This window comes from Microbulbifer bruguierae, from assembly GCF_029869925.1.
Classification (GTDB): Bacteria; Pseudomonadota; Gammaproteobacteria; order Pseudomonadales; family Cellvibrionaceae; genus Microbulbifer; species Microbulbifer bruguierae.
The window spans coordinates 18373-38663 of sequence record NZ_CP118605.1; the positions used below are offsets into that span (position 1 = coordinate 18373).

Sequence of the window (20291 nt, forward strand, 5' to 3'; positions counted from 1 at the left end):
CGGGTCGGGGGTAGAATGTGCGCCCGTATACCCGGATGGATCAGAAGTTTGACTATGGAATACCCGACGATTGCCGATTGCGTGGGCAATACACCTCTGGTGCGCTTGCAGCGCCTGCAGGGGCAGACCTCCAATACCATTTTGCTCAAACTGGAAGGGAACAATCCCGCGGGCTCGGTAAAAGATCGCCCGGCCCTGTCCATGATCAGCCACGCAGAAGCCCGCGGCCAGATTACCCCCGGTGATACCCTGATTGAAGCGACCAGCGGCAATACCGGCATTGCCCTGGCGATGGCCGCTGCGATCAAGGGCTACCGGCTAATCCTGATCATGCCCGAGTCCGCCACTGATGAACGCAAGGCGGCCATGACGGCGTACGGGGCTGAGCTGATTCTGGTATCCGCGGCCCAGGGGATGGAGGGGGCGCGCGATCTGGCATTGCAAATGCAAGCGGAAGGTCAGGGGTTGGTGCTGGACCAGTTCTCCAATCTCGATAATCCGGTGGCTCATATTGAAACCACCGGTCCCGAGATCTGGCGGCAGACCGGTGGGCAGATCACCCATTTTGTCTCCTCCATGGGGACGACGGGGACCATTATGGGTTGTGGCCGCTACCTGAAACAGCAGAATCCGGATGTCCAGATCATTGGCCTGCAGCCGACAGAGGGGTCCGCGATTCCGGGAATTCGCCGCTGGCCCGAGGCATACCTGCCCAAAATATTCGTTCCGGAAGAAGTGGACAGAATCATGGATATCAGTCAACAGGAAGCCGAGGCCATGACCCGGCGGCTGGCTCGGGAAGAGGGGATTTTTTGCGGTGTCTCATCCGGCGGCGCGGTTGCGGGAGCGCTGAAAATCTCTGCAGAAGTGGAGAATGCTACCATCGTGGCCATTGTTTGTGATCGGGGCGATCGCTATCTGTCCTCTGGACTATTCAATGTCACAACCCCGATCTAGGGCGGCGAAGATAAAAAATACTGAAAACGGTTTTTGTGGTCGCTTTAGCCTCGCGCTTTCGATCTCGACCTTATTTCAATTCGGGTTATCAGGCTGTAAAGATAAATTCCGCAGCCTGCACAATAACAACATTCCATTCATTCTGGCCGTGAGTTAATACCGTGGTACAAGTCAGAAAAAATTATCCGCGACTGGCCGATGGCACCCTGGATCGGGAGGCCTGGCTACGGCATATTCAGGCGCTGGCTAAGCTGGATGGTGGCAGTCTGGTCACCCTGCGAAAAGCCATCGAAATGAGCGAGGCGGCGGAACAGAAAGCCATTGAGGCGGAAAACATCTGGGTCGAGGGCACCAGCAGTTTTCTCACCGGCCTGGAAATGGTGGAAATCCTTGCGGACCTGCAGATCGACGGCGAAGCACTCTGCGCGGCCATGTTGTATCGGGCAGTGCGGGAAAAGCGCCTGCCGTTGAAGACCGTGGAAGCGGAGATGGGAGAAACCATCGCCAAGCTGATCCGCGGTGTATTGCAAATGGCGGTCATCCGCAGTCGCAGTGCGGCGACGGGAGAAGAAAACCAGAGTAGTGCGGTCGAAGAGCACTCGGAAAATATACGCCGCATGCTGGTGGCGCTGGTAGACGATGTGCGGGTCGCACTGATCAAGCTGGCCGAACGTACCTGCGCAATTCGCGCGGCAAAAAAAGCCGATGAGGCCAAGCGCCGGCGGGTTGCGCGGGAAGTGGCGGATGTCTATGCGCCGCTGGCGCACCGTCTGGGTATCGGGCATATCAAATGGGAACTGGAAGATCTCTCGTTCCGCTATCTCGAACCTGAGGACTACATGCGGATTGCCGGTCTGCTGGACGAAAAACGTCTTGCTCGGCAGGAATATATCGATGATGTCCTGAGCCTGTTGCGGGACGAGCTGGGCAAGGCGGACATTGAGGGAGAAGTCTTCGGACGCGCAAAACACATTTACAGTATCTGGCGGAAAATGCGCCGGAAAAATATCGGCTTTTCCCAAGTCTATGATATTCGCGCGGTGCGTATTCTGGTGCCCACGGTGCGGGACTGCTATGCGGTGCTGGGGATTGTGCACAACCTGTGGCGCAATATACCCAACGAATTCGACGATTACATTGCCTCCCCCAAAGACAACGGCTACCGCTCGCTGCATACCGCGGTCATTGGCCCGGACCGCAAAGTGCTTGAAGTTCAGATTCGAACCTTCGCCATGCACGAGGAGGCAGAGTATGGTGTCTGTGCGCATTGGCGTTACAAGGGTACCGATAAAAAGTCCGGGCAACTGGAAGGTCAGGACGGTTACGAGCAGAAAATTTCCTGGCTGCGGCAGGTGCTCGACTGGCACGAAGAGGTGGGCGGCAACCCCCTTGAGGACGATCTGCAGGCAAGTGATGTTGATACCCGCATTTACGTGTTTACCCCGGACGGCCATGTAGTGGATCTGCCCCGGGGCGCTACCCCGCTGGACTTTGCCTATAAAATCCATACCGAGATCGGTCATCGCTGTCGCGGTGCGAAGGTGGATGGCCGCATCGTACCCCTGAACCACGAATTGCAAACCGCCAATCAGGTGGAAATTCTCACTGGCAAGCGGGAAGCCCCCAGTCGCGACTGGATTTCCCGCAATATGGGCTATATCACCACATCCCGCGCCCGCGCCAAGGTCATCCACTGGTTCAAGCAGCAGGCGCGGGACCAGAATATGGCGGAAGGCCGCACCATTCTTGACGGCGAATTCAAACAGCTGGCACTGGCGGATTTCGACTTTGAGAAACTGACCAAAAAACTGAACATGCATTCCCTGGATGACCTCTACGCAGCGGTTGGTGCTGGAGACATAGGTGTCGGTCAGGTGCTGAATGCCGCGCAGCGGATGGTGAAAGTGGAGCAGGGCGAGCCGGTCCTTTCGCTCACTGCGCCGGTCGCCCGGGAAGGTCAGGCAGATGTGTATATCGACGGGGTGGGTAACCTGCTCACGCACATTGCGCGCTGCTGTAACCCGGTGCCCGGCGACGAAATCATGGGATATATCACCCTGGGACGTGGCGTCTCCATTCACCGCAAAGACTGCGCAAATATGCTGCGTATGCAGTCGGATGAGCCGGAACGTATTCTGCAGGTAGAGTGGTCTGAAAAACCCGCGGAACTCTATTCGGTGGAGATCATGGTAGAGGCCTACGATCGCCACGGGCTGTTGCGGGACATTACAGCAATGCTCGACAGCCAGCGTATCAACATTACCGCCATGCAGACTCGCTCCAACAAGCACAAACATACGGTAGATATGGTGATTACCGCCGAAATCCACAATTTCGAGGAGTTGAGCCAGGTGCTGCATCGTATCAATCAGTTGCCCAACGTGGCTTCGGCCAAACGTCGGGTCCTGCATTGACACCCTGTGCAGTGGCCGTTTGTTGAAACCGTTTTTCAACAAATGCATTAAGGAAAAAGTATGAAAGAGCGCTACACCGTAGATGACCTGCAATACTTGATGTCGCAGCTACGCAACCCCGATGGGGGCTGCCCGTGGGATTTGAAGCAGAGCTTTGCGTCTATTGTCCCGTCTACCATTGAAGAAGCTTACGAAGTGGCTGAAGCCATTGAGCGGGCAGACTTCGGGCATTTGAGTGAAGAGCTGGGTGACCTGTTGTTTCAAGTAATCTTCTATGCGCAGCTGGGGCGGGAGGAGGGTCATTTCGACTTCTCCCAGATTGTCGATGCCCTGGTGCGCAAACTGGTGCGCCGGCATCCTCACGTATTCCCATCCGGGGACCTCTATGCTGAAAACGTCAATACCGGCATAGATGAAGCGCAAATCAAGCAGAATTGGGAAACGATAAAAGCTTCCGAACGCGCAGCGAAAGGCGAGGTAGGGACCCTCGGTGGTGTAGCGGTCGGTCTTCCGGCGCTGACGCGGGCAATGAAATTGCAAAAAAGGGCCGCCCAGGTGGGGTTCGACTGGCCCGATATCGAAGGGGTGCTGGATAAAATTGCAGAGGAAGTGCAGGAGCTGCGGGAGGCGGTAGCGTCCGGCAATATGGAGCATGCTCGGGAAGAGTTGGGCGATTTGTTCTTTGCCTGTGTCAACGGGGCCAGGCACCTGCAAGTGGACCCCGAAGTTGCTTTGCGGCAGTGCAATCGCAAATTCGAGCGTCGTTTTGGGGCGGTAGAATCCAGGCTTGAGGCCACAGGCAAGAAGCTGGCAGATGCTTCTTTGGATGAGTTGGACCGGTTATGGGATGCTGCCAAGGCAGACGAGAAAATCCGGGACTGATACCGCTCGCGCGCAAGCATAGATGGCGCACTGCCAGTATTGGATTGGCAGATCCTTTGGTTGAGCGGGTGGTATTTGGCTGTATGTGGTATTGCTGGCTGTATTGGGAATCGCTGGGGGAAGTGTAGATCGCTTCGAGCGGAATTTAATTTTGGTGACCGCTTGGTATTACCACTTTGGATTACCAAAAGTTGTAACCTCTGGATGACCAAGCATACGTACCCCGGCTGTTTTCTCCGGATTTATTACGAGAAAACCCCCGGCCGTTGGCCTCGGACTTGTCCTGTTCATGGGCAAAGTGTAAGGTAGCGCTCTTTTTAGCGGCGGGCCATTCCCCGGTGCCGCGTCGGCATGATCTGGAGACTTTCTGTCTATGCGAATAATTCTTCTGGGCGCACCTGGCGCCGGTAAGGGCACCCAGGCCCAGTTCATCACAGAAAAGTTCGGAATTCCCCAGATTTCCACCGGTGACATGCTGCGTGCGGCGGTCAAGGCCGGCACTCCTCTGGGATTGCAGGCAAAAGACGTCATGGCCGCTGGCCAGCTGGTATCCGACGATCTGATTATCGCCCTGGTAAAAGAGCGTATTGCTCAGGCCGATTGCGCCAATGGTTTCCTGTTTGATGGCTTTCCCCGTACCATTCCACAGGCCCAGGCACTGCTGGATGCGGATGTTGGTATCGATCACGTGCTGGAAATTGCGGTTGATGATGAAGAAATCGTTAAGCGCCTGTCTGGCCGCCGGGTACATGAGGGATCCGGCCGTGTGTACCATGTGATTTACAATCCCCCGAAGGTCGAAGGTGTGGACGATGTTACCGGCGAAGCGCTGGTGCAGCGCACGGATGACAGCGAGGAAACCGTGCGCAACCGCCTGTCCGTTTATCACGAGCAGACTGAGCCGCTGGTTGGCTTTTACCGCGAGCTGGGGCAGCGTGCGCCGGAAACAGCGCCTAGCTACAGCAAGGTAGAGGGCGTGGGTTCCATGGATGATATCCGGGCGAAGGTGCTGGCAGCCCTGAGCTGATCGCAGCGCTCAAAAGACCTTTTGAAAAATGGCTCCTGTTGGAGCCATTTTTTTTGCCGGGATATAGGTAGATTGAGCGTTGAGTGAATGTCGGTTGGATCAATAACGGGGCGCCGTGATGCACACTGCGATTTTTGTCATTGATCTGGTCTATCTCTCCGTATAGAAACGCCTTTAGATACTTTTAGCGAAGTATCTGAAATACTCTGTTCGGTGTCCGGATGGGCTGATTTTCAAATTGGCACGAGCGATGCCAACATATGTGATCCTTTCTTTAGTTCAGTAGGAGTCAGTTGCACTATGTCTCATGCAGTTATTCTGATGAATCTGGGAACACCTGCAGAGCCAACGCCGCGCGCCGTGCGTAGCTTTCTCAGGGAGTTTTTATCTGATCCTCGAGTAGTGGAAATTCCCCGGCCGCTGTGGCAACTGATTCTCAACCTGTTTGTACTGCCGATGCGGCCAAAGCGAATCGCGCCCGCATATGCCGAAATCTGGAACCATGGGCTGGATGGTGAAGCCGTTACCGGTTCACCTATCACCTACTATACCCAGCGTCAGGTGGAACGGCTCCGGCAGCGGTTACAAAGCGCAGGGGATCCCGCTGTGGGCGAAAATGTGGTCGTCACTTACGCCATGACTTATGGTGCTCCAAGTCTTGAGGATACTGTGGCGCGTTTGCGTACCGAGGGTGCAATGCACTTTACGGTGTTGCCGCTTTATCCCCAATATTCAGCGACAACTACCGGCGCTATCTACAGCCAGGTGGCAAAAGTTTTCCTGAAAGAACGCGATGTGCCCGAGATCAATGTGGTGCATGATTACTGGCAGCACCCGCTATATATTGAAGCGCTGGCAAACTCAGTGCGGGAACACTGGCAGAAAAGCGGTGCGGCGGAAAAGCTATTAATGTCATTTCACGGTATTCCCAAGGCCAATATCCGTAAAGGGGATCCCTATTACCAGCAGTGTGTTGGAACGGCTGAACGTTTGGCTGAGGCTCTGAAGTTGTCGCGGGACAAGTGGGAGCTCACCTTTCAGTCCCGGTTCGGCAAGGCGGAGTGGCTACAGCCCTACACAGATAAAACTCTGGTGGAGTGGGGGCAGAGTGGGGTTTCCAGTGTCGATGTGATTTGCCCGGCTTTTGCCGCCGACTGCCTGGAAACCCTGGAAGAAATCGCGGTGGAGAATCGCGCTAATTTTATTGAGGCGGGGGGGAAGGAATATCGATATATCCCCGCGTTGAATGCGCGTGAAGATCATATCGCGGCGATTGAAGCTATTGCCCGCTCATATATGCGGACAGAACAGGGATGCGAAAAATCGCCGAATTGATTGCTGCTTCTGGTTAAATTCCACGGGAAAATTACTGCGGGTATAAAAATATGGATGTTTTTTAAAAAAATTGTGTTTTTTTACCCGTTTTTCTTGCAAACCCTCCTTTTTTTATTAACTTTGATACAGCCGTGTCATTTTTTATGGCTGGGCTGTTCCTGATTCTCTAATTTGATAGCGATCGCTTTCGATGGATATGCAGATAGAGTTGGGGGTCCGGGTCGCGGAATCATGCTGGCCCGGACCCTTTCTGACATGCAATCTGAAGTGCGAGAATTCAGGACTGTCGCAATTCCCGGCAGCATTCAAACCGGTATTGCCGGATTGTTGGTGGGTACAGTATCAGGGTGACTTCTTTTATAGAGAAAGAGGAGACAAGGGATGGCACGAGTGGCAAAGAAAAAAGCCAAGGTAAAGGCCAAGGTAAAGGCCAAGCGCGTTGTGAAAACTGCGCCTGCAGCCAAAGTTGAAAGCGGAGCTTCGCCAATTGTTGGCAAGGCCCAAAAAGCGGTTGATTCGGCGGCGAAGGCCCTGGATGCGCAGCTGGATCGGGTAGGTAAAGCCCGCGCCAGGGTTCAGAAAACCGGTAGCGCAGCCGCCAAACAGTCATTGACCGGAGCGAATGCCAAGCTCAGGGAGCTACGGGTTAAATTAGCGGAAGCAAAATTGGGATTGGCCAAGGCCAGTGCCATGGACGCGGTGCGCAATGCAGAAGAGGTCGCCAAAAAAACCGTGGCGGATATGGCGGCCAAGCTGTCTAACAAAGCGGACAAGGATCTTGCCAGCGCCCTGAAGGCTTTTGAAAGCCGCTGGAAAAAAGCTCGCGCCAAGGTGGATACCAAAAAAGTAAAAGCCGCGGAGAAAAAGGCCAGTGCGAAAGTGAAGGCTGCGGCGAAGAAAGCCGCTGCCAACGCCAAATCCCTGGAAAAGAAAGCCGTAGCCAAGGCCAAGGCAGAAGCCAAAAAAGCTGCGAAACAGGCGGCGAAGAAAAAAGCCGTGAAGAAGGCCGCGACGAAGAAGTCCCCGGGTCGCCCCAAGAAGGCCGCGGTCAAGAAATCAGTAGTAAAAAAAGCCCCAGCCAAAAAAGCAGCCACCAAGGCCGAGAAAGCAACGCCGAAGAAAACAACAGCCAAGAAAGCAGCAGCCAAGAAAGCAGCGCCCAAGAAGTCCGCACGCCGAGGGCGTCCGCCAAAGGCGGTGACCAGCAAGGCCAGCGCCCGCCGCGGTCGGCCACCGAAAAAGGCCTGAGCGGAAAGCTCCAGGCGTCTTCCCGATCGGATTTGACCGAGCCCCGGCAGTTTGCCGGGGCTTTTGTTTGTCTGAAATTCGGGCGTATTCCCGGTTGGTCCGGTTGCGTTTGCCGCTGGGCATGCGACAATTCGCCCCGATTTCTCCAGGTCTCTCCAGGTCACTCCAGATCCCACCCGGTCCGGGGCCAGTTTGGCCGCCTCGTTTTCTTTTCAAGGATCCTGATCGTTGAAACTTCTCGCTATTGATACGACTTCCGGTGCCTGCTCTGTCGCGCTCTATGACCATGGGCGGGTGCATGAGGAGTTTGTGCGCGCGGAACGGGATCACACCCGTCGCCTGCTCCCCATGGTGGATGCGGTGCTGGCGAAAGGGCAGTGCACATTGGCGCAACTGGATACGCTGGCGGTCAGTTCCGGCCCCGGTTCCTTTACTGGCCTGCGTATTGCAATCAGCTGTGTGCAAGGGTTGGCATTCGCGGCGGACAAACCCGTGGTACCGGTTTCCAGTCTCGCTGCCATGGCGGCCGGCGCGGTACGTATCCACCCGCAGTGGCGGGGGGCACCGGTGCTCGCGGCACTGGACGCGCGGATGCAGGAGGTCTATTGGGGGCTTTATACTGCTGACCAGCCCGGACGCGCGCTGCTCGACGATGCGGTTTCTGCGCCGGAGCAGGTAGTGTCCGCGCTTGAGAATGCGGGCTACGTCAGCAGCCTGAGTGCCCCCGCCAAAGGAGTGGGAGCGGGAGTATATGCGGCTGGCCCCGGCTGGCACTACCCGCAGTTGGCGGGACTGAACCCCCTGGATTTGGACCTTGAGCTGGCGGTGCACGCGCAGGATATCGCAGTTCTGGCCGCAGACTTGTGGCAAGCGGGTGAATGCGTCAGTGCTCAGGATCTCGAGCCGGCCTATCTGCGCAACGAAATTACCTGGAAGAAGCGCCAGCGCATTCGCCAGGGCTAATAAAAAACGATAACTATTGGCGGTCCGGACAAGCTCCGATAGTGCCGCCTGACCATTAGATAGTACGCAGTATGGATATTCTTCAGATTGTTTTTCTGTCCCTGATTCAGGGAATCACCGAGTTCCTGCCGATCTCCAGCTCCGCCCACCTGATTCTACCTACTCAGGTACTGGGATGGCCGGATCAGGGACTGGCATTCGATGTGGCCGTCCACTTTGGATCCCTGATCGCAGTGATTCTGTATTTCCGCAAGGATGTCTGGCACTTGATACGAGATGGTCTCGGCGGCTTCAAAACCGGCCAGTTCAGCGACGAGGGCCGACTGGCGTGGCTGATTGTGCTGGCAACGATACCGGCGGGGCTCGCGGGATTGGTGTTCAAGGATTTTGTCGAGACACACCTGCGATCATCGGCAGTCATCGCAACAACCACGATAGTTTTCGGCGTGTTGCTCTGGTGGGCGGATGTCGGCGGGAAGCGCCGGGATGAACTTGGCAAGCTCAACTGGAAAAAGGCCCTGATGATTGGTGGCGCTCAGGCGTTGGCGCTGATTCCTGGCACTTCGCGTTCCGGTATAACCATGACCGCCGCGTTGATGCTGGGCATGAAGCGTGAGGCGGCGGCCCGTTTTTCGTTTTTGATGTCGATCCCGGTCATTGCCCTCAGCGCTCTGCTGCTGACCCTGGAATTGCTGGGTACTGACTCGGTTGTTTGGGGCGATATTATTCTCGGCGTTGTTCTGTCTGGTATCAGCGCTTATTTGTGTATCCATTTTTTCCTGCAGTTTATCAGCCGCATTGGCATGGCCCCGTTCGCCATCTACCGCCTGCTGTTGGGTGGTGCCCTGATCTGGATGATATTTGCCAGGTAATATCCAAAACTGCCTGAAGTGGCGAAACTTGAAACGGTTTGATGAGGTTTGATCATGGCGAGCACAGTGGCATTTATCGGTCTTGGCGTGATGGGCTTTCCGATGGCAGGATACCTTTCCCGTGCAGGCCATGAGGTGCGGGTCTATAACCGCACCGCCAGCCGCGCCACCGAGTGGCTGCAGCAATACGCCGGAGAAGCGTTTGGGACTCCTGCAGAAGCCGCCAGCGGGGCGGACTTCGTGTTTGCCTGTGTCGGTAACGACGACGACCTGCGCCAGGTGACGCTGGGAAGTGACGGCGCCTTCGAAGGCATGGCGGCGGGCAGCCTGTTCGTGGACCACACTACCGCGTCTGCGGACGTTGCCCGGGAACTGGCAGGTGTCGCCGCGGAGCGCGGCTGCGGTTTTCTGGATGCACCGGTTTCTGGCGGGCAAGCCGGTGCCGAGAAAGGAATGCTGACCGTTATGGTCGGCGGCGAGCAGGCGGTTTACGACCGTGCCCGTCCATTGCTGGCGTGTTACGCCCGCGCCGTTAACCTGCTGGGGCCAGTGGGAAGTGGTCAGCTGTGCAAAATGGTCAACCAGATTTGTATTGCCGGGGTGGTGCAGGGGCTCGCAGAAGGCCTGCATTTTGCCCGTGCCGCAGGGCTTGATCCGGAGCAGGTCGTTGAGGTGGTTTCCAAAGGAGCGGCGCAAAGCTGGCAGATGGAAAACCGCTACCAAACCATGCTTGCCGGCGAATACAACCACGGTTTTGCGGTGGACTGGATGCGCAAGGACCTGGCTATCGTTCTCGATGAGGCCCAGCGCAATGGCGCACTGCTGCCAGTGACTGCACTGGTAGACCAGTTTTACAGTGAAGTACAGGCGCTGGGTGGTGGGCGCTGGGATACCTCCAGTCTGTTTGCCCGGCTTACCAACGTCAGGGATTTCACGTAATTCGCAATTTTCTTGTCACTTGGGTTTACGGCGTAGGTCCGTAAGCTCATCACCAACAACCCGTCACTTATGTGCTTTATTTCCCACCCGAACTTTCCGCTTGGGCCGGGCAAATAACTTTTGCAGGTAAATTTCCGTGAAAGTGCTTTTGCTTTCCGCTTACGATGCCGACAGCCACAAGCGCTGGCGGCGCGGCCTGGTGGCCGCTATTCCTGAATGGCAATGGACCGTCTTGACGCTGCCGCCCCGCTATTTCAGCTGGCGGGTGCGCGGCAATAGCCTCAGCTGGGGGCGGGGCGAATCGGCCTCGGTACTACGTCAGTCCTGGGATCTGGTCGTTACTACCTCAATGACGGACCTGTCATCCCTGCGCGGCCTGGTACCGGAGCTGGCACGGGTACCGACGGTTGTCTATTTTCACGAAAACCAGTTTGATTACCCGCGCAGTGAAGAAGCGGTGGATTCGGTAGAACCTCAGTTGCTGAACATCTATACCGCACTGTGTGGTGACCTTTTGCTGTTCAACTCCGAGTACAACCGCACCAGCTTGTTGGAGGGGGCCGCGGATTTGCTGCATCGCCTGCCGGACTTTGTGCCGAAGGGGATTTGTGCGGAGATTGCGCACAAATCCCGGGTACTGCCGGTGCCATTGGAAAATGCGGCGTTCGATGTGTCCCAGGAAAGAAGTTCCCATCCGACCTTTATCTGGAACCATCGCTGGGAATATGACAAGGGGCCGGACATTTTACTGGCGGCGCTACGGCGTTTTGGCAAGCAGGGTATTCCCTTTACGGTACACATGGTGGGCCAGCAGTTTCGCCGTCAACCTTCGGAATTCGCCCATATCCGCAAGTTGCTCGGAAAACTGGGGGCAATGGGTGCCTGGGGATATCAGGAAAGTCTGGCGGACTACCGACGTCTTTTGGGCCAGAGCCATGGGGTGATTTCTACCGCGCGTCATGATTTTCAGGGACTGGCAGTGCTGGAGGCCGTAGCCGCAGGGTGTCAGCCGCTGGTGCCGGATAACCTGGCCTATCCGGAATGGTTCGGACGCACCGGCTGGCGCTACTCCGACGATGTGGAGTCCTGTGCGGCCAACCTGAGCGCGGCAATGGTGCAGTGTGCGAAGCGGGTACAGGCGGGTAGCGAACGTCCGCTACCGGATGTATCTCATATGACCTGGTCGCGGATGCGCACGGAGTACCGCGATGCACTGGTACAGTGCGCCACCCCGGCCTGAACGTACAACCTCTGGCGGGAACAAGGTATCATTCGCCCCGAACATCTCCGGGGTCCAGGCAGGGTGCTGAAACGGGTGGTCGAACCTGTTCAGCAACTGCAAGTAGATCGCCAAATTAGCCAAGAACGGAACAGCAAGGATTTATGAGCAAGCAGCGCGTACTTACCGGTATTACCACCACCGGCACTCCCCACCTGGGTAACTATGTGGGCGCTATCCGCCCGGCCATCGCGGCCAGTCAGGAAGAGAACAATCTTTCTTTTTATTTTCTGGCGGATTATCACGCGCTGATCAAGTGTCAGGACCCTGCTCTGGTGCACCAGTCAACGCTCGAAATTGCCGCGACCTGGCTCGCTCTGGGGCTGAACACGGACAATGTCGTGTTCTATCGTCAGTCCGATATTGTGGAAATTCCGGAGCTGACCTGGCTGTTGACCTGTCAAACCGCCAAGGGGCTGATGAATCGCGCCCACGCCTACAAGGCGGCGGTGGATGCCAACCGTGCCGACGGTGAGGATTCGGACTTTGGTGTGACCATGGGCTTGTACAGTTACCCTATCCTGATGGCGGCGGACATCCTGATGTTTAATGCCAACAAGGTGCCGGTCGGACGGGACCAGGTACAGCACATCGAAATGGCCAGGGATATCGCCCAGCGTTTCAACCATCACTACGGAGAGCATTTCGCACTGCCGGAAGCCGTGGTTGACGAGCATGTGTCGGTGCTGCAGGGACTGGACGGCCGCAAGATGAGCAAGAGCTACGGCAATACCATTCCGTTGTTCCTGCCGGAAAAGCAGCTGAAAAAGCATATCAACAAGATCAAGACTAACCTGCTGGAACCCGGTGAGCCGAAAGATCCGGATACCTCAACCGTATTCCAGATCTGGCAGGCCTTTGCTACTCCAGCGCAGACCGCAGAAATGCGCACCGCCTTTGAACAGGGAATCGCCTGGGGCGAAGCCAAGAAGCAGTTGTTTGAATTGATCAACGGCCAGATTGGTGAGGCTCGCGAGCGCTACAACGAACTGCTGGCGAATCCCGCCCAGATCGAGGTAGAACTGGAAAAAGGTGCGGAGAAGGCGCGGACTTATTCCAGGCCTTTCCTGGCCAAGCTGCGCGAGGCCGTTGGCATTCGCAAGATCGGCTGATCACCCCCTGCTTGTTAAAGCGGCGCGACCCAGGCGTTTTTTTCTCACCCTGGGTTGCGTAGTTGAAAACTCAACGCAAACTCCGCACTTTCCCCTGCCGACGCGGCACTGTCCTGCAAATAAATCAACACACGATATGTTCCGTCCCGGGGCAGGGTAACGGAATAGCTGGATTGTTGGCCGTGGCCTTTGTGGAGCGCGCGGGGCGCGGCTGGAGCGGTAATCCGGTAGGCCGCCCGGGCATTGTTACTAAGTATGTCCAGAGCCAGGGATTGCCCGGTTTTTGCGTCGATCAGATATTCGATGGTCTGCTGGCCACTAATGGTAGCGGTTACCCGCACGCCGTGGTGATTGTCGGGGTTTTGGACGCGTACCTGTGCCTCCAATTCAGCGCTGTGAACCGCTGTCTGCCAGCCGATGGCGAGGAGCCACAATAGTGAGAATATCAGCCAATAGGGCGTCTGCACGGGAAACTCTCTGGAAACCTGATTGAACCGGCTTTCCAGTGTAGGCTCGAGTGCACCAGATCCGTCATTCGGCAGTCTCGTCCACTTTTCGCTTGAAATAGCCGTGGTGCAGATAGTGAATCGCCTGCTCAATGACCCCCGGGTTTTTCATCATGAATACGTGGGTCACCGGCATTTCCAAATGGTCGTTCATTCCTTCGAGGCGGGTACGAGCGACCGTGACCTTGCCATCATCGGTGCTCGGTAGCAGGGTTGAAAGCAGGGGGTTAATACTCCTGGTGCCAGCGATGATCCCCACGTCAAAAGTGGCGGCGCCCAGTTGGTTGGGGATGCTCAGGTTACCGGTGCCCAGCTGCATCCCGGCATCGCCGAAAATAAAGTGGAAGCCGGGGAATTGCCCCAACTTGTCCACCACTTCGCTACCCTGATTGGGCGGACCCAACATCACCACTCTCCCGAGGTTCGGGATGCTCACCTTGCTCAGATACTGGCGCACCAGAATGCCACCCATGGAATGGGTGACGAAATGCACCTGGTCCGTTTCTTCTGTTCGCAGTGTCGCGCAGCGATCCAGCGCCGGTGCAATTGCAGGGCCCGCGAGCTTTTCGATGGGCAGCTCCGTAGAGGGGTAATCGACATTGACTGTGGTGAACTTCGCATCGCCGATGGCCCTTGCCAGATTTTTCATGGAGTCGTCGGATTTCGCCAGCCCATGCAGCAGGATCACGCAGTCGGCGGCAATGGTCGGAATGGTGAATACAGACAAAAAGGCCGCGGACAATAAGGCGGCAGCGAGCTTCCGGATGCTGCGGGGATGAATCCGCACAGAATGAATTTCCATTGGGGCAAATTCCTTTTTATTTCCTTTAGGTGGCCTGCTGGTTACCGGTCAGTATCGGTGTAAGGCGCGAGCGCGCTCACAAATTGCTGTGGCCGGTCAGGCGTTACCACCAGGGTTCTGGTTTTGAGGCGAATGACAACAGACTGCGCCGGGTCAGTCACGAAGGCCTGATAGCGCCCGAGCTTCTGGTTTCGAAACAGCCCGGTAACACTGAACAGGCCGCCATTTCCGAACAGGCGGATGGATCCCGCTGTGGCCTCTGGTTCATAGGTCGCGCTGGAAAAATCCTGAAGTGAGATACGGTTGCTCCAACCCAGCCGGCGTATTCGCAGTCGGTCGTTCTGCAGCTCATACCCCCGCACGGTAAACAGGGCGGACAAAATAAAAGTAAGCGGCGGTATCAAAATCCCGATTTGATACATGGTTGGCGGGTGCTCCGGTGCCTTGGCAATCAGCAGTGCGCTGACCCCAAACAGCACCATACTGACCAGCAGCGTGATTAGTTTGAGCTGCCGGCCCCAGGGCGCGGAAAACCTGACGGCGGGAACAACATTCGGTGCGTGGGATGATGGCTTGGACGGTTGCTTGGACGGATTGTTCGGCATGGTTTCTGAGTGGGTAACCGGAGTTTCTGGAGTTATTTTTCGGTGACATTGTTTGCAGGGATTGATTGCGTAGATTGTAACCCAGACGGCAGAATTAATGACTGCTCGTTCGCTGGCCGTATTGTCGCACCATGGATTCCGTGGCGTGGGCAATGATGCGTTCCGCTGGCAGCCCCTGACTGATCTGCCTTGCACCATCGGGGATCAACAGGGCCGAGGCGGTAGCCATGGCGAGGCGTTTTCCCTGTGCATTCACAATATCGCAGGAGGCTACTCGCAGCTGTTTGCCGCGATGATGTACGCGACCGATGAGTATGATATCGCCATCGTCTAACGCCGCTGGTCGCATAAAGCGGATATGCAGGTCCAGGGTGGCGAAAATATCACCGGCAGGCAGCGTCGAGTACACCGCGGCGCCCATGGTGAAATCCGCGGCCCAGGCCAGCATTCCTCCGTAAATCACGATATTACCGTTGGAAAACCAGGGTGAAGAGGGCAGTGCGGCCTCACAGTAGCCATCTTCGACGGCCCGTACCCGGTAGCCAGTGAAATGCCACACCGGGTGCGTGCCGCCTCCCTGAATGGTGTCCCGCTGACACTGGATCGGGGTGACGGTACCAAACCCTGCCAGGTCCTCCACATGCGCCTCTGGCGGCGGGCGCTGATAGGGGTCGGGACCGTTGGTGGGCCCCAGGTCAGGCTCTGGAAACGTCGCATCTTTGTCGACGGGAAAGTCGCTGATCAGGCAGCGCGAGCTACCAAACGCCAGCATCCGTCCCTGATGATCGAGAATTTCCACGCTGGACAGTCCGACCTGGCTGCCCGAATGTACGGTTTTCGCACGGCCGATGATGTTTGGTGTTTCAGCGCTCATGGGCCGCACATAGCAGAGGGTAAGTTCGGAGGTGGAGAGTGCTTTTCCCTGGGGAAGGGTGGTCCAGATGGCCGCCGCCAGTGGTGAATCCGCAAACAGTGCGTAGAGCCCGCCCCAGTAGACACCGACAAAATCCTCGAGCCAGGGGGTAACTGGCATCGAAAAGGTCGCTGAGCCGAGACCGACTTCGGTGGCCTGGATACCGGTAAGGCGCCACACCGGGGGTGCGGGTAATTCCTGGTGCGTGAATTTTCTGAAGGTCTCCAGCCCCGGCTGCTGCAGCACCCTGAGGTCTCCAATGGCTCCACGGTGGGGTTCGTCGGTGATATCCGCTATTTTTCGTTGTTTCGAAGCCATATCGCGTCCGCACCCCGGCACAAAACAGGTAAGTGTATGGATGGTAATGTGCGCGGTTTGTGCCAGCCAATTTGTCCATTTTGCTCCCGGGAAAGGGCGTAGGTTGCTATACTCCGCGCGCTTTCAGATGTGCCAGCTTTCGGAGAAATACATGTCCAGTTCACTATGCGATATCGGGTTTATCGGCGCGGGTGTCATGGGGAAAAACCTGATCCTCAACCTTGCGGACAACGGATACCGCGTATGCGCGTTTGACCTGGATTGCGCGCGCCTCGACGCGCTGCTGGAGCAGGACGCCAAAGAGCGGGGCGAGCAGCCGGCGCGGGTGGAAGTGTGCAATTCATACACCGAGCTGCTGTCGCGAGTGAAGGCGCCGCATCTGGTGATTCTCTCGGTACCCGCAGGCGCGCCGGTGGATGACGTGTGCAACAAACTGCTGGACGCAGGCCTGCAGGCCGACGACATCGTGATCGATACCGGCAACAGTCTGTGGACCGATTCCGTGGAGCGCTGCAAGCGCTACGAAGGCAAGCTGATCTTCTTCACCACTGCGGTATCTGGCGGTGAAGTGGGGGCCCGTTTCGGACCGTCGCTCATGCCCAGCGGGGACCGCTATGCGTGGGCGCGAATCGAGCCTGTGTGGCACGCCATTGCCGCCAAGGTGGACCCGGTCAGTGGTCAGCCCATCGAGCGTTTTGAACCTGGCAATCCGGTTACCGAAGGTGAGCCCTGTGCCGCGTATATCGGCCCGATAGGATCCGGTCATTTCGTGAAAATGGTGCACAACGGTATCGAATACGCGGATATGCAGATGATCTGCGAAGTGTACGACGTGATGCGCAGCGCCCTGGAAATGACGCCAACGGAAATTGCGTCAGTATTCCGCGAGTGGAACAAGGGGGTTCTCAACAGCTACCTGATCGACATCAGTGCGGAAGTGCTGGATACCCCGGATTCTGTCACCGGCAAACCGCTGGTGGATATGATTCTCGATCGCGCCGGCCAGAAAGGTACTGGTTTGTGGACCGCCGTGGACGCCCTGAAACTGGGCTGTCCGGCGCCGAGTATTGCCGAGGCGGTGTTTGCCCGCGCTCTGTCGACGCGCAAGGTGTTGCGTACCCGTGCGGCGCAAAAACTGGTGGGACCTGACGTGGTACCAGTGGCCAAAGACAAACGCGACGAAGTCATTGCGCAACTGCACGATGCGCTCTACTGCGCAAAAATCTGTGTGTACGCGCAGGGCTTTGACCTGATGAAGCTCGCCGCCCGCGAGCAGGGTTGGGAACTGAAATTTGCGGAAATCGCGCGTATCTGGCGTGCGGGCTGTATTATCCGCGCGGTGTTCCTGCAGTCCATTAGCGACGCTTATGAGCGTGATACAAAACTATCCAATCTGCTGCTGGATGATTTTTTTGTGGAGCAGATTGCCAGCCATCAGGGTAACTGGCGCCGAGCGGTAGCGGATGCCAGCATCGGTGGTATCCCGGTACCGGCGCTGTCTTCGGCACTCAGCTACTACGACGCCTTCCGCCGTGAATCACTGCCGGCCAATCTACTGCAGGCGCAGCGGGATTTCTTCGGCGCGCACACCTTCTCACGGGTGGATCGACCGGAGCAGGAGAAGTACCACGTGCTCTGGGGCGAAGCCGCGCGACCAATTAAGAAGGTCTGAGAAATGTAAAAATAAAAAGGCCGCGAAATCGCGGCCTTTTTTGTGATCAGGGGAGCAGGCTCCCAATGTCCATCAAATTTCCTCGACTTCCGCTGCCAGCTGTTGATCGCGCTCGCTCTGCGTTGCGCGGGCGACAATTTCGTCGACGCTGGCAGTGTCGGTATTCAGCCCGCCGAAAGCCTGCAACAGGTCTTTCAGCAGTGCGGCAATTTCCAGGGTCATCACCGAAAATTCGATATCAAAGCGTTGCGCCGCACTGTCAGCGTCCACGTTATCGGCTTTCTCTGTCACCGCATCGCTGAACTTGAGGCGCTTGATCGACAACTGGTCGTCAACCATCAGTTCAACGCCATCGCGCCAGACCAGCCCCAACTTGTGCACCTGCATGCCGGCGACCAGGTGATTGTGAATTTCTTCCGCGCACAGGTCTTGGTTCTTGCAACGGATGACACTGCCGGACTCCTGCGGGTCTTTCAGTTCACACTCGTGGCCGAACTCGAAATTGGCCGGCGCTTCCGGTGCGGTGAGCCAGTGGGTCATGGATTGCTGGGGAATATTTTTCGCGGTGAGCGGTACCACTGACAGGCTGCTGATCGCTTCGCGCAGGTTTTCCAGCAGTTCCTCCGCAGCCTTCGCAGATGAGGCGTTGACCACAATCCAGCCGTCTTTGGGGTCGATGTAGGCGTACTGCAGGCGCGAGCGGGCGAAGGCTTTGGGGCGCATTTCCAGCAGTACTTCGTCCTTCAGGTTCTGCCGCTCCTTGCGACCCACACTGCGAGCCTCTTTGTCGGCGATGGCCAGGGCCATTTCCTCGACCTTTTCGTTCACCACCGCTGCGGGAATGACCTTTTCCTGCTTTTTCGCGCACACCATCAGGTAGCCATTGGCCGCGTGCACCAGCGCACTGCCGTGTCGGCCCAGTGGCGCTACCCAGCCGTAACGGGCCATATCCTGGCTGCCGCAGGGGACGAAGGTATCGGGTTCCAGCAGTTCGTTCAGTTCTTCAGCAGAGAGAGTGAATTCGCGAGTGAGGCGATAGACGCGCAGGTTTTTAAACCACATACAGCAGGCCGTTTGTTGTCGGATTTATCGGGATCGTTGAAGCGGGCGCGCATTATGCGGCAACCGCCGGGGATGGGCCAGTGACGGAGCAGTCGAATGGGAACAGGTAGTCATCTTCGCTGTTCCCGCTCTGTCCGGTGCCCCCTCAAAACTGTGCGCTGATCTCCGAGGGATCGGAAAACAGGTAGGCGGGCTTATGTGCCTCCAGTTCCTGCCGGGAGCCGTACCCCCAGAGCACCCCCGCGGCGTGGAGGCCATTTGTGTGTGCAGCGCTCAGGTCGAAGTGGCGGTCGCCAACCATCAGGGCCTGGGTGCTGATGCGACTTTCCGCGAGTAGCTGTGCCAGCTGCTGCCCCTTGGTGATGCCCACGTCGCCACCACTGACAAACTCGAAATAGTGGTGCAGATTGAACTGCTTGAGAATTCTGCTGGCAAAATCCGCACGCTTGGATGTGCAGACACCGAGGCGAATACTGTCGTTGCGGCTCAGGTGCTCCAGCATTTCGGTGATGCCGGGGTAGAGCGCATTTTCTGCGTAACCGGTCTCGCCGTAGCGTTCACGGTATTTGTCCACCATCGAGCGAATCAGCACCTGGTTACTACTGCCGCTCAGGTGGGCCATGGAATCTTCCAATGGTGGGCCAATGTGAGGCGTGAGTTCACGGGCGGGGCGAGGGGCAAATTCGTGAAACTCGAGGGCGTGGTTCATGGAGTTGATGAAACCCTCGGCGGGGTCGCTCAGTGTGCCGTCCAGGTCAAACAGCAGCCATTCGTAGTCGGCCAATATTTTTCTCCTCGATTTCGCCTGCAAATCCTTGATGAAAATGCGTTAAAGCACCAGCTCTGCAAACTGGCCCCGGGTCAGTTGCAGCAGGTCCCGGGGAGCCAGTTCAATTTCCAGCCCACGCCGACCGGCGCTGACAAAGACTGTCCGCTCCGCTTCTGCGGAAATGTGCAGAAATGTTGGCAGAAGTTTTTTTTGCCCCAGAGGGCTTACACCCCCGAGTACATAGCCGGACGAGCGCATGACCTCATTTTTGTCCGCCATGGCCGCTTTTTTTGCACCTGCAGCCCGGGCGATAAGTTTCATGTTGAGCTGGCTTTCTACTGGCAGGATGGCCACCACCAGGGATTTTCCATCCAGTGTGACTACCAACGTCTTGAATACCTTTTGGGGATCCAGCCCAAGTTTTTCTGCCGCTTCCAATCCGTAGGACTCCGCCGACGGATCGTGGGCGTATTCGTGGATGCGATAGGTAATTTTCGCTTTGCTGGCGCAATTGATGGCGGGAGTCATGCCCAATGTTCCTGTCAGGTTTCAGATATTCTCCCCCGATTGTGACGGAATTACAAAAAAGGCCTGACAATACTGTCGGGCCTTTTCG

At 56.8% G+C, this 20291-nt stretch carries 19 protein-coding genes; 12 read left to right on the top strand and 7 right to left on the bottom strand.

The genetic code is table 11. The features are described 5' to 3' along the window. Positions 1-54: 54 nt before the first annotated feature. The 11 genes from cysM to PVT68_RS00140 all read left to right on the top strand — a co-directional run bounded on the left by cysM (position 55) and on the right by PVT68_RS00140 (position 13028). Positions 55-957 carry a cysteine synthase CysM gene (cysM, locus tag PVT68_RS00090; protein WP_280320542.1) on the top strand — a complete coding sequence of 301 codons (903 nt, stop codon included), beginning with the start codon at positions 55-57 and terminating at the stop codon, positions 955-957. Positions 958-1118: 161 nt separating this feature from the next. Continuing rightward, on the top strand, positions 1119-3371 hold the full coding sequence (relA, locus tag PVT68_RS00095) for a GTP diphosphokinase (protein ID WP_280320543.1): 2253 nt from the start codon (positions 1119-1121) through the stop codon (positions 3369-3371). A 60-nt stretch (positions 3372-3431) separates the two neighbouring features. Next, entirely contained in the window at positions 3432-4253 is an 822-nt protein-coding gene (gene mazG, locus PVT68_RS00100; protein ID WP_280320544.1) for a nucleoside triphosphate pyrophosphohydrolase, read from the top strand. A gap of 373 nt (positions 4254-4626) precedes the next feature. Further along, positions 4627-5280, top strand: coding sequence for an adenylate kinase (gene adk / locus PVT68_RS00105; RefSeq protein WP_280320545.1), 654 nt, complete (start codon positions 4627-4629; stop codon positions 5278-5280). Between the two features lie 300 nt (positions 5281-5580). Next, positions 5581-6615: a ferrochelatase gene (hemH, locus tag PVT68_RS00110; protein ID WP_280320546.1), complete on the top strand. Its 1035-nt coding sequence runs from the start codon at positions 5581-5583 to the stop codon at positions 6613-6615. Between the two features lie 381 nt (positions 6616-6996). Next, on the top strand, positions 6997-7863 hold the full coding sequence (locus PVT68_RS00115) for a hypothetical protein (RefSeq protein WP_280320547.1): 867 nt from the start codon (positions 6997-6999) through the stop codon (positions 7861-7863). A gap of 228 nt (positions 7864-8091) precedes the next feature. Further along, positions 8092-8826: a tRNA (adenosine(37)-N6)-threonylcarbamoyltransferase complex dimerization subunit type 1 TsaB gene (gene tsaB / locus PVT68_RS00120; protein WP_280320548.1), complete on the top strand. Its 735-nt coding sequence runs from the start codon at positions 8092-8094 to the stop codon at positions 8824-8826. Between the two features lie 71 nt (positions 8827-8897). Next, positions 8898-9698: an undecaprenyl-diphosphate phosphatase gene (locus PVT68_RS00125; RefSeq protein WP_280320549.1), complete on the top strand. Its 801-nt coding sequence runs from the start codon at positions 8898-8900 to the stop codon at positions 9696-9698. Positions 9699-9752: 54 nt separating this feature from the next. Then, positions 9753-10637, top strand: a complete 885-nt coding sequence (locus tag PVT68_RS00130; RefSeq protein ID WP_280320550.1) for an NAD(P)-dependent oxidoreductase — start codon at positions 9753-9755, stop codon at positions 10635-10637. 136 nt (positions 10638-10773) lie between these two features. Further along, complete coding sequence (locus tag PVT68_RS00135) at positions 10774-11877, top strand: tRNA-queuosine alpha-mannosyltransferase domain-containing protein (RefSeq protein WP_280320551.1); 1104 nt, start codon at positions 10774-10776, stop codon at positions 11875-11877. A 143-nt stretch (positions 11878-12020) separates the two neighbouring features. Further along, positions 12021-13028 carry a tryptophan--tRNA ligase gene (locus PVT68_RS00140; RefSeq protein WP_280320552.1) on the top strand — a complete coding sequence of 336 codons (1008 nt, stop codon included), beginning with the start codon at positions 12021-12023 and terminating at the stop codon, positions 13026-13028. 44 nt (positions 13029-13072) lie between these two features. Here PVT68_RS00140 and PVT68_RS00145 read toward each other — a convergent pair whose 3' ends face one another. From PVT68_RS00145 to PVT68_RS00160, 4 genes are all read right to left on the bottom strand, one after another. Beyond that, entirely contained in the window at positions 13073-13495 is a 423-nt protein-coding gene (locus PVT68_RS00145; RefSeq protein WP_280320553.1) for a hypothetical protein, read from the bottom strand. Between the two features lie 64 nt (positions 13496-13559). Then, on the bottom strand, positions 13560-14336 hold the full coding sequence (locus tag PVT68_RS00150; RefSeq protein ID WP_280320554.1) for an esterase/lipase family protein: 777 nt from the start codon (positions 14334-14336) through the stop codon (positions 13560-13562). 41 nt (positions 14337-14377) lie between these two features. Continuing rightward, entirely contained in the window at positions 14378-14941 is a 564-nt protein-coding gene (locus PVT68_RS00155) for a PH domain-containing protein (RefSeq protein ID WP_280320555.1), read from the bottom strand. Positions 14942-15035: 94 nt separating this feature from the next. Then, positions 15036-16172 carry a PaaI family thioesterase gene (locus PVT68_RS00160; RefSeq protein WP_280320556.1) on the bottom strand — a complete coding sequence of 379 codons (1137 nt, stop codon included), beginning with the start codon at positions 16170-16172 and terminating at the stop codon, positions 15036-15038. Positions 16173-16323: 151 nt separating this feature from the next. Between PVT68_RS00160 and gndA the strand changes: the two genes are divergently transcribed. After that, on the top strand, positions 16324-17844 hold the full coding sequence (gene gndA, locus PVT68_RS00165) for an NADP-dependent phosphogluconate dehydrogenase (protein ID WP_280320557.1): 1521 nt from the start codon (positions 16324-16326) through the stop codon (positions 17842-17844). 72 nt (positions 17845-17916) lie between these two features. Here gndA and rdgC read toward each other — a convergent pair whose 3' ends face one another. From rdgC to ybaK, 3 genes are all read right to left on the bottom strand, one after another. Beyond that, positions 17917-18906 (bottom strand): recombination-associated protein RdgC, encoded by a 990-nt coding sequence (rdgC, locus tag PVT68_RS00170; protein ID WP_280320558.1) that lies wholly within the window; start codon positions 18904-18906, stop codon positions 17917-17919. Between the two features lie 145 nt (positions 18907-19051). Continuing rightward, positions 19052-19690 carry an HAD-IA family hydrolase gene (locus tag PVT68_RS00175; protein WP_280320559.1) on the bottom strand — a complete coding sequence of 213 codons (639 nt, stop codon included), beginning with the start codon at positions 19688-19690 and terminating at the stop codon, positions 19052-19054. Positions 19691-19735: 45 nt separating this feature from the next. Next, complete coding sequence (gene ybaK, locus PVT68_RS00180; RefSeq protein WP_280320560.1) at positions 19736-20203, bottom strand: Cys-tRNA(Pro) deacylase; 468 nt, start codon at positions 20201-20203, stop codon at positions 19736-19738. Positions 20204-20291 lie beyond the last annotated feature (88 nt).

Coding starts and splice junctions, on each gene's coding strand:
- cysM (WP_280320542.1), top strand. CDS start 55: ATGGAATACCCGACGATTGCCGATTGCGTGGGCAATACACCTCTGGTG.
- mazG (WP_280320544.1), top strand. CDS start 3,432: ATGAAAGAGCGCTACACCGTAGATGACCTGCAATACTTGATGTCGCAG.
- adk (WP_280320545.1), top strand. CDS start 4,627: ATGCGAATAATTCTTCTGGGCGCACCTGGCGCCGGTAAGGGCACCCAG.
- hemH (WP_280320546.1), top strand. CDS start 5,581: ATGTCTCATGCAGTTATTCTGATGAATCTGGGAACACCTGCAGAGCCA.
- PVT68_RS00115 (WP_280320547.1), top strand. CDS start 6,997: ATGGCACGAGTGGCAAAGAAAAAAGCCAAGGTAAAGGCCAAGGTAAAG.
- PVT68_RS00125 (WP_280320549.1), top strand. CDS start 8,898: ATGGATATTCTTCAGATTGTTTTTCTGTCCCTGATTCAGGGAATCACC.
- PVT68_RS00130 (WP_280320550.1), top strand. CDS start 9,753: ATGGCGAGCACAGTGGCATTTATCGGTCTTGGCGTGATGGGCTTTCCG.
- PVT68_RS00140 (WP_280320552.1), top strand. CDS start 12,021: ATGAGCAAGCAGCGCGTACTTACCGGTATTACCACCACCGGCACTCCC.
- PVT68_RS00150 (WP_280320554.1), bottom strand. CDS start 14,336: ATGGAAATTCATTCTGTGCGGATTCATCCCCGCAGCATCCGGAAGCTC.
- PVT68_RS00155 (WP_280320555.1), bottom strand. CDS start 14,941: ATGCCGAACAATCCGTCCAAGCAACCGTCCAAGCCATCATCCCACGCA.
- PVT68_RS00160 (WP_280320556.1), bottom strand. CDS start 16,172: ATGGCTTCGAAACAACGAAAAATAGCGGATATCACCGACGAACCCCAC.
- gndA (WP_280320557.1), top strand. CDS start 16,324: ATGTCCAGTTCACTATGCGATATCGGGTTTATCGGCGCGGGTGTCATG.
- rdgC (WP_280320558.1), bottom strand. CDS start 18,906: ATGTGGTTTAAAAACCTGCGCGTCTATCGCCTCACTCGCGAATTCACT.
- ybaK (WP_280320560.1), bottom strand. CDS start 20,203: ATGACTCCCGCCATCAATTGCGCCAGCAAAGCGAAAATTACCTATCGC.